Origin of the sequence: Methylobacterium sp. J-077, from assembly GCF_022829365.1 — a bacterium.
Taxonomy (GTDB): Bacteria; Pseudomonadota; Alphaproteobacteria; order Rhizobiales; family Beijerinckiaceae; genus Methylobacterium.
In genome coordinates this window covers 44,337-58,575 of sequence record NZ_JAKSYJ010000158.1, presented here as the reverse complement: position 1 = coordinate 58,575, position 14,239 = coordinate 44,337, and the positions used below count along the sequence as shown (strand labels likewise).

12 protein-coding genes are annotated in these 14,239 nt (G+C 71.5%); 3 read left to right on the top strand and 9 right to left on the bottom strand.

Features of this window, described 5'->3' with window-relative positions; translation table 11 throughout:
- Positions 1 to 368: 368 nt before the first annotated feature.
- The 3 genes from MKL11_RS19425 to MKL11_RS19415 form a co-directional block, all read right to left on the bottom strand.
- Entirely contained in the window at positions 369 to 1,367 is a 999-nt protein-coding gene (locus MKL11_RS19425) for a hypothetical protein (protein ID WP_243946456.1), read from the bottom strand.
- Positions 1,368 to 1,688: 321 nt separating this feature from the next.
- Positions 1,689 to 2,099 (bottom strand): peptide-methionine (R)-S-oxide reductase MsrB, encoded by a 411-nt coding sequence (msrB, locus tag MKL11_RS19420; protein ID WP_243946453.1) that lies wholly within the window; start codon positions 2,097 to 2,099, stop codon positions 1,689 to 1,691.
- Positions 2,100 to 2,220: 121 nt separating this feature from the next.
- A complete protein-coding gene (locus tag MKL11_RS19415; RefSeq protein ID WP_243946451.1) occupies positions 2,221 to 3,405 on the bottom strand; it encodes a YihY/virulence factor BrkB family protein in 1,185 nt (394 codons plus the stop codon).
- Positions 3,406 to 3,526: 121 nt separating this feature from the next.
- Here MKL11_RS19415 and MKL11_RS19410 point away from each other — a divergent pair, with 121 nt between their 5' ends.
- The 3 genes from MKL11_RS19410 to MKL11_RS19400 all read left to right on the top strand — a co-directional run bounded on the left by MKL11_RS19410 (position 3,527) and on the right by MKL11_RS19400 (position 5,586).
- Positions 3,527 to 4,600 carry a UV damage endonuclease UvsE gene (locus MKL11_RS19410; protein WP_243946449.1) on the top strand — a complete coding sequence of 358 codons (1,074 nt, stop codon included), beginning with the start codon at positions 3,527 to 3,529 and terminating at the stop codon, positions 4,598 to 4,600.
- Positions 4,601 to 4,709: 109 nt separating this feature from the next.
- Positions 4,710 to 5,261, top strand: coding sequence for an RBBP9/YdeN family alpha/beta hydrolase (locus MKL11_RS19405; RefSeq protein ID WP_243946447.1), 552 nt, complete (start codon positions 4,710 to 4,712; stop codon positions 5,259 to 5,261).
- Positions 5,262 to 5,355: 94 nt separating this feature from the next.
- On the top strand, positions 5,356 to 5,586 hold the full coding sequence (locus tag MKL11_RS19400) for a hypothetical protein (protein ID WP_058194309.1): 231 nt from the start codon (positions 5,356 to 5,358) through the stop codon (positions 5,584 to 5,586).
- 21 nt (positions 5,587 to 5,607) lie between these two features.
- Here the strand turns inward: MKL11_RS19400 and MKL11_RS19395 are convergent, their stop codons facing one another.
- The 6 genes from MKL11_RS19395 to MKL11_RS19370 form a co-directional block, all read right to left on the bottom strand.
- Positions 5,608 to 6,636 carry a YcjF family protein gene (locus tag MKL11_RS19395; RefSeq protein WP_243946445.1) on the bottom strand — a complete coding sequence of 343 codons (1,029 nt, stop codon included), beginning with the start codon at positions 6,634 to 6,636 and terminating at the stop codon, positions 5,608 to 5,610.
- A 229-nt stretch (positions 6,637 to 6,865) separates the two neighbouring features.
- Positions 6,866 to 8,311, bottom strand: a complete 1,446-nt coding sequence (locus tag MKL11_RS19390; protein WP_243946443.1) for a YcjX family protein — start codon at positions 8,309 to 8,311, stop codon at positions 6,866 to 6,868.
- 190 nt (positions 8,312 to 8,501) lie between these two features.
- Positions 8,502 to 9,596, bottom strand: coding sequence for a hypothetical protein (locus MKL11_RS19385; protein ID WP_243946441.1), 1,095 nt, complete (start codon positions 9,594 to 9,596; stop codon positions 8,502 to 8,504).
- A 46-nt stretch (positions 9,597 to 9,642) separates the two neighbouring features.
- Positions 9,643 to 10,431, bottom strand: a complete 789-nt coding sequence (hisN, locus tag MKL11_RS19380; protein WP_243946439.1) for a histidinol-phosphatase — start codon at positions 10,429 to 10,431, stop codon at positions 9,643 to 9,645.
- A 110-nt stretch (positions 10,432 to 10,541) separates the two neighbouring features.
- Positions 10,542 to 12,563, bottom strand: coding sequence for an AI-2E family transporter (locus MKL11_RS19375; protein ID WP_243946437.1), 2,022 nt, complete (start codon positions 12,561 to 12,563; stop codon positions 10,542 to 10,544).
- Positions 12,564 to 12,698: 135 nt separating this feature from the next.
- The gene (locus tag MKL11_RS19370) at positions 12,699 to 14,147 is read right to left on the bottom strand and encodes an MmgE/PrpD family protein (protein ID WP_243946436.1); all 1,449 of its coding nucleotides are present in this window, start codon (positions 14,145 to 14,147) and stop codon (positions 12,699 to 12,701) included.
- Positions 14,148 to 14,239: the final 92 nt, after the last annotated feature.

Here is a 14,239-nt window from a genome sequence, read left to right as displayed (position 1 = left end):
CCACCGACGCGGGCATCGCCCCGTCCTCCGAGCCCGCCGGTCAGCCACCGAACGGACCCCCGAGGAGCGCCCCGGGATCGCTCCCGAAGCACCGAAGGACAGGTGACGGCTAATGAGCACAAAATAGGAACATTGTCAAGAAAAAGGTGCATGTATGTGCCTGCTCCGTCATCGCGAGCGGAGCGAAGCATCCCGGAGCTACGCGGCATCTGAAGACCGCGCGCAATCCTCGGTTGCTTCGCCGCGCTCGCAATGACGATGAAGGCCCCTGCGAGATCTTCCCCCGGAAACCTCATGAGGTTCGACGCGCGCACAAAAAAGGCCGCGGCGGCATCCTGCCCCCGCGGCCTTTTCGATCGTTCGGTCGATCAGGTCTGCTGCTGCGTCCGGCGGGGCCGCACGGTCCAGCGCTCGAACACGCCGGCCGACTCATCGGCCTTCGTGTCCTTGGACTCGACGGCGGCCTCCGGATGCTGGTGGATCGCCGCGCCCAGTGCCTGGGACAGGCTCTCGATCACGTCGTCGATGCGGGCGTCGCTGTGGATGCTCTCTTGCGGGGCGGGCCGAGGCGGGCTCGGCTCCTGCATGGTCGGCGCCGCGTGATGCACGGGCTCCGGGGCGGCGGCCGGCTCCGGCTCCGGCGCGGGATGGTGCTCGGGCTCCGGGGCAGCCGCGGCGACGGCCGCGGGCGGCTCGACGAATTCGGGGGCCGGCGCCGGCACTGGGGCTGCCGCCACAGGGGCCGCCGCCGCGGCCGGGGTCACGATCCGGCGCATCGCGTTCATCGCGCCGTCGTCGGAGGGCTCGCTCGCGCGCGCATTGCTGCCGTAGCGGCCGAAGCCGAACCGCGGCTCGATCAGGTCGAGAACCGCGTCGAGCGCCGCGTTGCTCAGCGGCACCTCCTCGGCACCCGGCACGCCCTGGATGGCGAGTGCCTGGCGCTCGAAGGCGGGCTCGCCGCTGACCTCGCGGCCGAACCAGTTCGGGGCCTGGAAGCCGGTGGCATCGCCGTCATTGTCGAAGGCGACGCTGATCAGGTCGAGATTGCCCGGCGTGACGTAGCGGTCGATCGTGACCTCGCGGCCGCCGATGGTCAGGACGGTGCGGTCGTAGGCGGCCTTGCCGGGGCACACGTCGAGCAGCGCGTCGCCGTGGGCCCGCGGCACGTCGGTCCGTTCCTCGGCCGGGATGCCGTCGGGGCCCTTGTTCACCAGCACCAGCTGGCAGACCTGGCCGTCGACCCGCACGTAGGAACTGCGGCCCCCCTGCGCGACGAAGTGCCCCTCGGTGATCCGGGCGCCGCCCCGTTCCTTGCGGATCAGGCGGACCAGGGATGGTGCGACCAGGAATCGGCGAATGGTGCTCATGAACTCAAAACCCCTCCCGCTTCGTCGGCGGCGCGCCGATCCGGCGGACTGCCCTCAGGGCCGCCGGCCTGGATGGATCAGCCAAGTCGAGCCCACGTTGACGGTGTATAAGCTCGACCGCAACGCCGTATTGGTTCGCCCTTGGCCGAAACCATCGCCAATACCGAATGGCGACAACATCAGACGGTTAAGCGCTAAGCAAAATCACGACGAAATCAAGACCGGAACCGGGTCGCGATTCGCCCGGAACCCCGCCTGTCCCCGATATCCCGTCTTTCGGCGCGGTTTTCTCAACCCAGGTTAGACCCGAACCAAGCCGTCTCACGCCGCAGGTTCGAAGGTCATGGCGGCGCCGTTCATGCAGTAGCGCAGGCCGGTGGGAGCCGGCCCGTCGTCGAAGACGTGTCCGAGATGGCCCTTGCAGCGGGCACAATGGACCTCGGTCCGGACCATCCAGTGGCTGCGGTCCACGGTCGTCTCGACGGCGCCTTCGAGGGGCTCGAAGAAGCTCGGCCAGCCGGTGCCGGACTCGAATTTGGTGCCCTGCTCGAACAGGGGCTGTCCACAGCCGACACAGGTGAAGGTGCCAGGCCGCTTCTCGGCCAGCAGGCAGCTGGTGCCGGCGCGCTCGGTGCCGTGCTCGCGCAGCACCCGGTACTGCTCGGGTGTGAGCGTCGCCCGCCACTCGGCGTCGCTGCGGGTATCGGGGGTGGTCGTTGCGCTATCGGCCATGAAGAAGATCTCCCGTTTCGGGGGATATATAGGCAACGCGCGCGGGCGCCGGCAGTCCCGCGGACCCGAAAACGGCGGCCTCCTGTCGCTCGGGTGATCTCGGTCCGATCCGGGGGCGACGCTAGGCCGCCGCCCCGACGGTGTCGGCCATCCGGGCCCGGCGGTGGCCCATCGGCAGGGGCGAGCCCGTGGTGGTGTCGCGGGCGGTCTGATGCTCCAGTTCGGCGTTGATCTCGCCGCCGAGCAGCACGATGGTCGACGAGATCCAGATCCAGGTCATGAAGCCGATCACGGCGCCCAGCGAGCCGTAGGTCTCGTTGTAGGTGCCGAAGCTCGCGACGTACCAGGAGAACAGCAGGGACGCGACGAGCCAGAGCAGCCCCGCCATGAGGCTGCCGAATCCGACCCAGCGCCAGCGGGCATGCTCCCGGCTCGGGCCGAAACGGTACAGCACCGACAATCCGGCGAGCAGCACCAGCAGCACCGCCGGCCAGCGCAGGGCCGCGAGCAGCCACGCGCCCGAGCCCAGGCCGAGGAAGTTCAGCACCACCGGCACCACCACGATGGCGTTGAGCGCGATGATGATGAACACCAGGGCGCCGACCGTGAAGGTCAGCGAGCGGATGTTGAGCCAGAAGAAGTTGCGCTTCTCCTCCTCCTCGTAGACGACGTTCAGCGCATCGAACATCGCCTTCATGGCGGCGTTGGCGCTCCACAGCGACAGCAGCAGGCTGGTGAAGAAGGTAAAGCTCAGGGAGCTGCTGCCCCGGGCGGCGATGCGCTTGATCTGGTCGCCGATCAGCTCGACCGCCCCCGAGGGCAGCACCGCGTGCAGCTGTGCCAAGTGCTCGTTGATCGCGTTCACGTCGGCGAACAGGCCGTAGCAGCTCACCAGCGCGGCGATCGCCGGGAACAGCGACAGCAGGGTGTAGAAGGTGACCCCGGCGGCGACCGCCAGCACCCGATCCTTGTTGAATTCCAGGTAGACTCGGACCGCGATGTCCTTCCAGCCGGCGCCCGTCATCTCGGTGGGGCTGTCGGCGGCGCGGCCACGCTCGGGCTGCGTCGCCGCCGTGAGCTGCGCGGCGCGGCCCGCGATCGAGCGCGCGCCGGCATTGACGGCCTTCCTGCGCGCGGCGTCGGCTTCGTGCTGATCCGCTGTGGGCTCCGGAAGCTCGGGCCGCTCCGGCGCGCGCCGGCGGGCCGGTGCCGCGGCGAGCGCCACCAGGGCCGAGCCGAGCATCAGGATCCAGAGGATCGAGCCGGACTCCGGTGCGGAGCTCGGGCGGGGGGGCGACGCGGGCATGGGGGTACGAGACGGCCGTCCGCGCGGAACTGCCGCGCTCGAAGGCTCAAACGTCGGCCAAGCGCGGCCGTTCCGCGCGCGATGTCGGGCACGCGCGGCGCCGACGCGCGTTGTGCATCCTATGCGCGATCAGCCCCGACTCGGATTCTGCTGCAAGTTCGTCCTGGACGAGCCCCCCGGCACCTACGCCACCCTCAAGGCGGAGCGCGAGGCGACGCTCCACATGAACCTGACCAGCGTGACCATGGCGCATCTCGCCAAGCTGGACCCCGCCGCCCGGCGGGCGAAGCTCGCCGGTCTCGTCTCCCACAACCTTGATGCGCTGGCCCGCCAGATCGCCTGGGTCGGGGCGCGGCCGCCGATCGAACGCCTGCTGCGCATGGCGAGCAACGTCCTGCCCGGCTACACCCACGCCATCGCGCGCGACATCTACGCCGAGCCCGAGATGGCGACCCTGGTCGAACGCGGGCTGGCGGAGGCCGGGGCGCTGGCCCGTCAGCTCGGCGTGCGCCTGAGCTTCCATCCCGGCCCGTTCTGCCTGCTGGCGAGCCGCAACCCGGCGGCCATCGCCAACGGCCTGTCGGAGCTCGATTACCACGCCGAGATCTTCGACCGGATGGGCTATGGCGGTGGCTGGCACCCGCACGGCGCCCATATCAACATCCATGTCGGCGCCGGCGACCCGGGGGTGGCCGGTTTCCGCGAGACCCTGCCCCGGGCGAGCCGGGTGGCGCGCGATCTCGTCACCGTCGAGAACGACGAGAACGTCTTCGGGATCGAGGCCGTGCTCCAGCTCGCCGATACCGTGCCGGTGGTGCTCGACCTGCACCATCACTGGGTCCAGAGCGGCGGCGAATACATCGAGCCCGACGATCCCCGCATCGCGCGGGTACGGGCCTCCTGGCGCGGGGTGCGGCCGGTGGCCCATATCAGCGTCTCGCGCGAGGCGGTTTCGGCCGAATGCGACCCGGATGCCCTGCCCGACTTCCCGGCGCTCCGCGCCGCTGGCCACGCGGTCCGGGATCTCGCCGCCCATTCCGACATGATGTGGAACCGGGCCGTGAACGATCTCGTCGCCCGCCACATGGTCTGGGCCGATTTCGAGATCGAGGCCAAGGCCAAGAACCACGCCTCGACGCAGATCGCCCGGCACATCACCGGTCCAGCCCGGCCCGCCCCGATCGCCGCCGAGTGACGGTCGGTCTCGACGGCCTTGCCGGACGGCTGCGCTAGCGCCTTGTTCGCGCATGATGATTTCGGAAAACCGGATTCCACTTTTCCGCATCATGCGCTAGGCAGCCGACATGAAGACCGCCGATTGCGACATCCTCATCGTCCCGGGGCTCGGAGGCTCGGACGAGGACCACTGGCAGGCCCGCTGGGCCGGGCGCCTCGCCACCGCGCAGGTGGTCGCCCAGGATGACTGGCACGCGCCGACCCCGGAGGCCTGGTGCGGCCGTATCGCGGAGGCGGTGGCGGCCGCGACCCGGCCGGCGATCCTGATCGCCCACAGCCTCGGGGTCGTTGCCTGCGTCGAGGCGGCCCCGCGCTTCGCTCCCGGAATCGTGCGCGGTGTCCTGTTCGTGGCATGCCCGGATGTCGAGGAGGCGCCCGGCCTGCCCGAAGCGGTGCGCGCCTTCGCGCCGGTGCCCCGGGACCCCCTGCCCTTCCCGTCGCTCCTGGTCGCCAGTCGCACCGACCCGTATTGCACCTACGGCCGGGCCGACGATTTCGCCCATGCTTGGGGCGCCCTGATCGTGGATGCCGGCGAATCGGGCCACATCAACGCCGCCAGCGGCCACGGGCCGTGGCCGGAAGGGCTGATGCGGCTCGCCGGGTTCATGAAAGGGCTGTAGGCGCTGCGCTTCGCGTTAACGCGCCGTTTACCCTCGCGGCCTCCAGTGTCGGCTTGGGCGGTCCTTCGCCCCGAAGGCGCCCCTGGAGAGCACCGTGACGCGTAAAGAGCTTCTGGAACGACTCGACGCGGTCCAGGCCGCCCTCGGCCCCCGGGCCCACATCAACTTCAACAGCTCGCTGTTCAACGACGTCGCGCTCCTGAAGCGCATCGAGGCGTTCGAGGCGAAGGTCGGCGAGGTCGAGAAGCCGAAGGTCGCCGACTACACCGGCAACATGTTCACCCGCATCGCCAATCGCCGCGCCGCCACGGCCGCCGCCAAGTAGCCGCCAAGTAACCGGTCCGGGCTATTTCGATTCGGGTTCTGCCGCGCGCAGCAGCTCGCCCGCCACGTCGGCGAGGCGCGGCGGGGCTTCGCGCACGAAGGGCAGCGGCCGGCAGACATTGAGCGCGGCCAGCCCGAATCGGGCGGTCATCAGCCCGTTGAGCACGCCCTCGCCCAGCTTGGCCGAGACCCGGGCGGCGATCCCGAGCCCCAGTACCTGCTGCATCACGCTCTCGCCCACCGCCATCCCACCGGTGATGGTGAGATGCGCCACAGCGGACCGCGCCAGCCGCAGGAAGCCCAGGAAGCCCGGGCGGCCGCCGTAGATGGCGGCGATCCGGCGCAGCAGCCGGACGGCGGCGAAGACCACGAACGCCACGTCGACGATCGCCCGCGGCGAGAGCGCCGTGACCGCCGAGACCTGCTTGGCGGCGGTCGCGATGGCGTTGCGCGCCTGCCGGTCGAGACCGGCCAGCAACTCGTGCTCGGCCAAGCCGATCCGGTCGTCGACGTCGAGGATCGCGTCGGCGGCGGCATCGATCCGGGCGCGGCCCGGCGCCAGGACCTCCCGGTCGGCGTAGAAGGCGGACAGCGCCTGCACCACCGCCTGCGCGCCGGTATGGTCGCGGGTGGCGAGCGCATCGACCGCCGATTGCCGCAGCCGCTCGATCTTCCGCTCGCGCCGCAGCCCGGCCAGCTCCCGGACGACGATCGCCAGGAGCGCCAGCCCGGCGAGTCCCAGCAGCACGAGCGCCACCCAGCCGAGCCAGGGTGCGGCCTGGAACAGGTCGGCGATCATCCGCTCGATCGACAGACCGATCCCCAGCGAGACCAATCCGCCGGCCGCCGACAGGAACAGCGCCCCCCAGGGCGAGCGCCGGCGCGGCGCCACCGGCACCGCGACGCCGTCGGCCGCATCGACGATCTCGAACGGTTCCTCGACGATCCGGGCCTGCTCCGGCCGAGCCGCGAGTGGTGTCGTGATCACGCCGGGACCGGGCGGAGGCTCGGGATTGATCCGGAAGGCGCGGGGTTTCTGGCCTGAGGACATGGCTTACGGCCTCCAGAGGGGGTTTTTCAGTTTTGCCCTCACGGCAGTGGGCTGATGGAACGCCGGGCGACGAATGAGGGTCGCGGTCGAACTCACGCGCACTCCTCTCCCCCGCAGAGGGGGGAGGGATGGCGCGCGCGATGTCCGGACCGGGCGTCTCGCCCAGCCTCGGAGGAACCGGAACGCGTTGTGTGAGCCTCACGGCCCACGCGGAAAGCCACCCTCCCCCTCACCCCAGCCTGTCCCCGATCAGAAACTGCATCGCCCGGTCGAGGCGGATCTGCGGCAGGTGGCCGGGGCGGCCGAGGCCGTCGGGGCGGATCAGCGGCGGGCGGAAGCGGGGGAAGCGGAGCGAGCCCGGGGCGACGGCGCCTTCCAGCACGGCTTCCGCACGGGCCGGCAGCTCGCCCGGGAACACCGCGGCCTCGCTGTTGCCGTCGAAGAGCTCGTCGCCCACCGTCTCGCCGGCCTCGGGGGTACCTGCGACCGCGCGCAAAACCTCGGCGCCGTCATGGATCGTGGTCTCGCGGGTGGCGCGCACGGAGGCGAGCGCCACGGTGCCGACCCGGGCGCCCGCGGCCTCGGTCCGGCGCATCGAGCGGGAGACGAGCAGCCGCAGGAGCGCGTCGAGCCGGTCGTGGCTGGTCTGGTGGAGATGGTCGGCCTTGGTGGCGGCGAACAGCACCCGGTCGGCCCGGGGCGCGAACAGCTTCGACAGCACCGTGTTGCGGCCGATGTTGAGGCTGAGCAACACCGCGTCCAGCGCCTCTTCCAGCTCGGCCAGGGCGGTGGCCCCGGCATCGACCGCGGCGAGCACGTCCACCAGAACGATCTGCCGGTCGACCCGCTGGAAATGGTCGCGGAAGAACGGGGTGACCACCTTGGCCTTGTAGGCCTCGAAGCGCCGCTCCATCAGCCCGGCGAGGCTGTCGGGGGCGATGCTGCCGGTGAGGTTGTCGAGCGGCGCGAAGGTCAGGGCCGGTGAGCCCGCGAGGTCGCCTGGCATCAGGAAGCGGCCCGGCGGCGTCGTGGCGACCGATTCCGGGCCGGCGCGCAGGGCCGCCAGATAGGCCTTGAAGGCGTCGCTGGCCCGCTCGGCCGCGACCTCGTCGAGGGGGCCGTTGGGATCGAACCCCTTGAGCGCTTCGAGCCACGGCGCCGCCACGGCGCTCCGGCCCGGCCGGCGGGTGCCGTTGATCGTCGCCCGGGACCACGCAGTGTAGCCGGTCTCGATCAGGGCCAGGTCGAGGAGCCATTCGCCGGGGTAATCGACCACGTCGAGCATCAGGGTCGCCGGGCCGCTGCGCCAGCCGGCGGCGCGCTCGTAGGCGATCTCCAGGCGGAACTGGCTGATCCGGTCGGTGGAACGCGGCCAGCGCCTGGCCTCGGTGAGGGTGGCGAAATGCTCCTCGAAGGGAAAGCGCGGCACGTCGTCGTCGGGCTGCGGCACCAGACGGGCGCGGCGCAGGCGGCCCTCCTGCGCGGGGGCGAAGGCCGGCAGGGCGTGCGCCTCCACGAGGTGGTGGATCAGCGCCGTGGTGAACACGGTCTTGCCCGAGCGCGCGAGCCCGGTGACCCCGAGCCGCAAGGTCGGCTGGATCAGCAGGTCATGCGAGGCTTCAGCGAAGGCTTTGACGGCCGAGCCGGCGCGTGCGGCAAGGTCTGTCAGGGGCACGGGCGGGCTCGTCGTCTGGGAAAAGAGGCGGGGCACAGGTGGCGCGGTTCGGCCCGAACCGCAAGGCTTGGCCGGCTTCGGGTTTCCAAAGGGCTTTGCCCGTTGGCGGGGTTCGGGGGCTGGGCCCCTAAGACTTGCAGGGCTCCGCCCTGGACCCGCAAAAGGTCTCGGACCTTTTGAAACCAGGACTTTATGGGGTGGGCTTCAGGCGGGCGATGGCGGCCTCGACGAGGTCCGGCCCGGCCCGGAGGGTGCCGAGCTCCACCGCCGACATCGCCAGCATCACCGGCGCCAGGTTGGGCCGCGGCGCGCCGTCCGGCCCGAACAGGTCGAGGTCGTCGCCGGGTTTCAGCCCGACGCTGCCGCTGATCCGCGCGGCATAGGCCTGGATCCGGACCTCGTCGCCGGTGCAGAGCGGGGCCGGCAGGCGCAGGTCGAGCAGGGGCAGCCCGGCCGCGATGGCCGGAAGCTGGGCGGATTCCGCGACCATCCGGTCGGGGCTCGGCACCTTGCGGTCGAGGAGCGCCGTGGGATCCACGGCGCCCCGGACCGTGCCCGCCCGGCCGGGCTCGGCCGCGATCCCGGCGGCGATGTCGGGCACCGGCTGGAGCATCGCCACCCGCGGCACCCGGGCGGCCGGACGCGCCCCGGGCCGACCGGCCATCCGGGCCAGCGGCGACCAGGGCTGCACCCGCAGGGCCTTGGCCCGCGCCCGCGGCACGCCGCCCGGCCGGTGGGAGGCGAGGAAGCGGGCACGCAGCGTCCGGCCGAGCCCCCGGGGCGCCAGGGTGGCCGAGACGGCCGGCGTCGCGACGCCCCGTCCCACCCGTATCGTCGAGGCGATTTGGCATTCGGCCGGCGCCCAGCGGCGTACGATGGCGAGCGCGTTGCGCCGGTTGTAGTCGCGAAAGTAGCGGCGCAGCAGGCTCGCGGCGGCGTCCGCGCCGTCGGCCAGGGTGGCGAAGGCGGTGTGGCCCTCGGCATCGGCCCCGATCTCCCCCGGCCAGCGGGCGGACTTGATGCACCAGCCGTTGTTCAGCCGGACGCAGCGGGCGACGTAGGGTGGGTCCTCGGCGAGCCGGGCGGTCAGCGCCAGGGATCGCGGCAGCAGGCTCTCACCGGCCTGTTCGTGCCAGTTCGAGACCGACCGCGTGGCCGGGTCGAAGCGCGGCGGCGCGATGTCGGCCGGGGCAACTGCCGCCGGCGGCGTCGCCAGGAACGCCGCGGCGCGGTCTTCGACGGCCGGGACCAGGCTTGCCAGCAGGACGAGCGCGTTCAGCAGCACGCGGGCGGGCTCCGGCCGTCCCGACGGTCCGTGAGACCGTGCCCCCTCACGGGTTCAGCACCTTCAGCGCCGCCTCGTGCAGGCGCGGGTCGCCGGCCGCAACGATCCGTCCGCCGTTCGCGGCCGAGCCGCCGTCCCAGGCCGTGACCCGGCCGCCGGCGCCCTCGACGATCGGGATCAGTGCGACGATGTCGTAGGGCTTGAGGCCGGCCTCGACCACGAGGTCGATCTGGCCGGCGGCCAGCATGCAGTAGGCGTAGCAATCGGTGCCGTAGCGGGACAGGCGCACCCGGCCTTCCAGGGCGAGGAAGCGCTCGGCCTCGTCGCCGTCCGCGAACAGCCGCGGATCGGTGGTGGCCAGGATCGCCTGGCCGAGATCCGCGCAGCGGCGGGTGAGCAGGGTGCGTTCGCCCGCCGGGCCGCGCAGGCGGGCGTGGCAGCCGTCGCCGGTGAAGCGCTCGCCGAGATAGGGCTGGTGCATAAGCCCGCGCACCGGCACGCCATTGCGGGTCAGGCCGATCAGCGTACCCCAGGTCGGCAGGCCGGCGATGAAGGCGCGCGTGCCGTCGATCGGGTCGAGCACCCAGACATATTCGGCGTCCACGCGCTCGGAGCCGAATTCCTCGCCCAGGATGCCGTGGCCGGGGAATGTCTGGCCGATCATCGCCCGGAGCACCACCTCGGCGGCCCGGTCGGCCTCGGTGACCGGATCGAACGGCGCGCCGCCCCGCGCCTTGTCGTCGAGGCCGAACGGGGCGCGGAAGAACGGCAGGATCGCTTGGCCGGACGCCTCCACGAGTTCGTCCATGAACCGCCCGAGTTCGACGACGCTCATCGGCCCTGTCCCCTGATCTGCCCGGAGCCCGATACGGGTCCGGCCGGTGCTCGACGAAACCGGGGCCGCACCCCGGCCGTCAAGCCCCCCAGGGCCCAAGCCGGCTCGCCTCATGCCTCCGCCGGTTCCGGCATGCGCGCCGCAGCGCCGACCCCGGACCGGGCGGCGATGTCCGCCTGCACCGCGGCCAGCACCGCCTCGAGGGCTTCGCGCAGGGACGCGACCTGCCCGCTCGCCGCGGTGGAGCCCTCCGGGGCGCGTGCCACCCGGTCCGACTGGCCGTTCTGGGCGAGCCAGAGGCCGAGCAGGACCGGCACGCCTTGCATCCGCTCTTGCAGCCGGCCGACCAGCCGGCGCAGGTGCGTCGGCTCACCGCTCAGGGCCAGCGAGACCACGCAGGCCATCCGCACCGGGCCGGGCTCGAACCGCCCGATTCGCGCCGAGGACGCCTCCGCGAACGGCACCGTGCGGATGCCGATGCCGCGCTTCTCCAGGATCTGGGCCAGGATCGCGGCCGCGGCCTCGTCCAGGAAGCCGCGCCCGGAGACGCACAGCACCGCGCCCCGGCGGGTCCAGGCTTCCGGAAGCGCATCCGGCGACGGGCCGATCGGCATGGGGCTGCAGGCCTGCTCGCCGCCCTCCCCCGCCGTCTCGGCGACGGCGTCGCCGCGCTCGGACAGGTCGGCGATCAACTCGCCCAGGGCGGTGCGCATGGCGCCCTTCTGCTGGGTGGTGAGCACGCCGCGCGCGGCGTCCCGCGCGGCGAGTTCGAGGCCCTTGAGGACGACCTCGTCGTAATAGGACGACAGCGAGCATTGCTGCAGGATCAGCTCGGCATGGCCCAAGACCTCCTCGGAATCGCCGGCCAGGATCCGCTGGTAGAAGTTCTGCACCGGGGTGAGCGCCGGCCGGTCGCCGAACAGCACGTCGAGGAATTCCAAGTGCTCGACATGCCGGCCCAGCACCACCAGGCAGACGGTGAGCGGCGTCGACAGCAGCAGCCCGACCGGCCCCCACAGCCAGGTCCAGAACAGGGCCGAGACCAGTACCGCCAGCGGCGAGAGCCCGGTGGACTGCCCGTAGACGATCGGCTCGACCACCTGGCCGGTGAGCGGCTCCAGGATGAGGAACAGGATCGTCACCGCGATCATCATGTTCCAGCCGGGATCGACCGCGGCGGCCAGCGTGATCGGCAGGAGCGCCGACAGGAAGGCGCCGATATAGGGCACGAACCGCATCAGGGCGGAGACGATCGCCCAGAGCACCGGGTTCGGCACGCCGATGACGTAGAGGCCGATCCCGATCACGACCCCGAAGGCGGTGTTGAGGGCGAGCTGCACGACGAAGTAGCGGCTGAGGCGCCCGGCCGCGTCGTCGATCGCCCCGGTTGTGCGGTGCAGATCGCTCGACCCCGCGAGCCGGATCATGCGGTCGCGCAGGTCCTCGCGCTGCATCAGGACGAACAGCAGCACCACGAAGACGATGCCGACCGTGGCCAGCGGCTGCAGGACCGGCGACAGCAGGGTGCCCAGCATCTCCAGCGGCCCGGGCGGGATCGAGGTGACCTCGACCAGGACTGGCTTTTGGTCCGGCTTGGCTTGGTCCAGGCCCGGTGCGGGCTCGGACGGCTGCGGTGTGGTACGCGGCGGTTCTTGAGCCGGCGCCTTGGCCTGATCCTGGCCGCCGGTATGGAGCGCCCGGCCGATATTGGCGACGTAATCGGTGATGTGGCCCACCGGCGAGGTGCGCAGGCCCTCGATCTTGCGCTCGATGGTGGCGCGGTAGCGCGGGATGTCGCCCACGAGGTCGGCGGCCTGGATCCCGATCAAGGTCGCCAGGGCGGCCACGACGCCGAGGGTCAGCAGCACGCTCACGCCCACCGCCACCAGCCGCGGCAGGCGCAGGCGCCGCAGACGGCTCACCAGCGGCGTCAACACGAAGGACAGGAGCAGCGCGATCGCGATCGGGATGAAGATCTCGCGGCCGAAGTACAGGATCGCCACGATGGTGGCCCCGATCAGGATCGGCGACGCCATCGTGGCCCGCGGGGTCTCCGCCGCGGCGACGCGAGTCGGGCGCGGCGCAACCAGCGCGCGCTCAGGCTGCGCCCCGACCGGGGTCTTGGTACCCATGCTGCGATCCACGCCCCGAACGCCACAGGCGGGCGCCCGCCGGGGTCGCGGGGCCTCGCGGCAGGGGAACGGCACGGGGCCGGAAAACGATCCCGCCGGGCTCGCGGATCCGTTACCGAGGTGCCGACACCCCAATCACGCCCCCTGCACCCCGGCCCGGGCCACCTCGCCGACATCCTTCAAGTCGGGGAGCGACCAGCACATCTGCATCACCCGCTTGGCCTGGGTCTCCGGCAGCACGCCTGCGGCGAGGTCGGCGAACTTCGCCTCCAGTTGCGCGTCTGACATCGGCGTCTCGACGCTGCCGATCGCGTGCTCGATCCGGCGGTGGAAGCTCCGCCCGTCGGTGAGCGTCACGGTCATGTCGACCTGCGCGGCGTCGATGCCCGGGGTGATCACCGGTACCACCTTCTGGCGCAAAGCCACGACGCGCGGGTCGTTCACCGCCCTGTCGCTGAACTGCTTCTCGCCGCCTGCGCCCTCCACGAGGGCGATGGCGGCGGCGTGGTAGATGCTGAACTTGCCCTCGAGGCCGGTCTTCGGCGCGGTCTTGCCGGTGAGCTCCAGAACCAGCGGGTGGACCTTGAGGTCGACCCGGGCGATGTCCTCGGGCCGGACATGGTCCTGGTCGCGGATCTGCACGCCCGCGTCGATCGTCGGGTGCATGACGATGCCGCAGGCGAACGGCTTGTAGGTGTTGAGCAGGGCCTCGTAGCGGGTCCCGAGGCCGTCGGTGATCTCGGACCAGTCCTGCTTGGTCGAGATGGTGTTGGCCCAGCCGCGCTTGGCCTCGATCATGCCATCCGACGAGGTGAAGCCCTTGGCCGCCAGGATCGCCGCGAACAAACCGTTCGAGGCCGCCCGGCCCGGGTTGAAGCTCTTGTTCATCGAGCCGAACGATTCGCGCAGGCCCACCGGCTGCGAGGCGGCGAGCCCCAAAGCGTAGATCATCTGCGGCTCGGTGAGCCCCATCAGCTTGCCGGCGGCCGCCGCCGCGCCGAACGGCCCGCAGGTGCCGGTGATGTGCCAGCCGGCGTCGTAGTGGTTCGGGTAGACGGCGTTGCCGATCCGGCACTCGGTCTCGATCCCGACCACCAGGGCGTCGAGGAAATCCTTGCCCGAGACCGGCTTCATCTGGGCATAGGCCAGGATCGCCGAGGCAACCGGGCCGGCCGGGTGGATGATCGTCTTGAGGTGGGTGTCGTCGAAGTCGAAGATGTGGCTCGCCACGCCGCTGAGGAAGGCGGCGTTCATGATGTCGAACCGCTCCGGTCGGCCGAACAGGCCGGCCTGCGGCGGTCCGGAGAACGGCTGCAGCGCCGAGACCGCCACGTCCACGGTCTCGTGATGCGAGCCGCCGATCGCCACGCCGACCCAGTTCAGGAAGCTGCGCACGCCCTCGCGGCGGACGTTTTCGGGGAGGGTGTCGTAGGACGAGGCCAGGATCCACTGCGCCAGGATTTTTGTGACGGGCGGCGCCTTGGCGGCCGGCTTCGCGGCCTCGGCGGCCTGCGCGCCTTCGAGGCCCGGCGCCGCCAGGGCGAGGCCCGCGGCACCGATGAGCGAGCGGCGGTTCAGGGTCATGGCGTTCTCCCGTCGAGCCGGCCGCGTGCGGCAGCCCTCCTGGTCGACATCATACCTGTTGAAGGCGCCTGTCGTCAGGGGGCCGGTTTCAC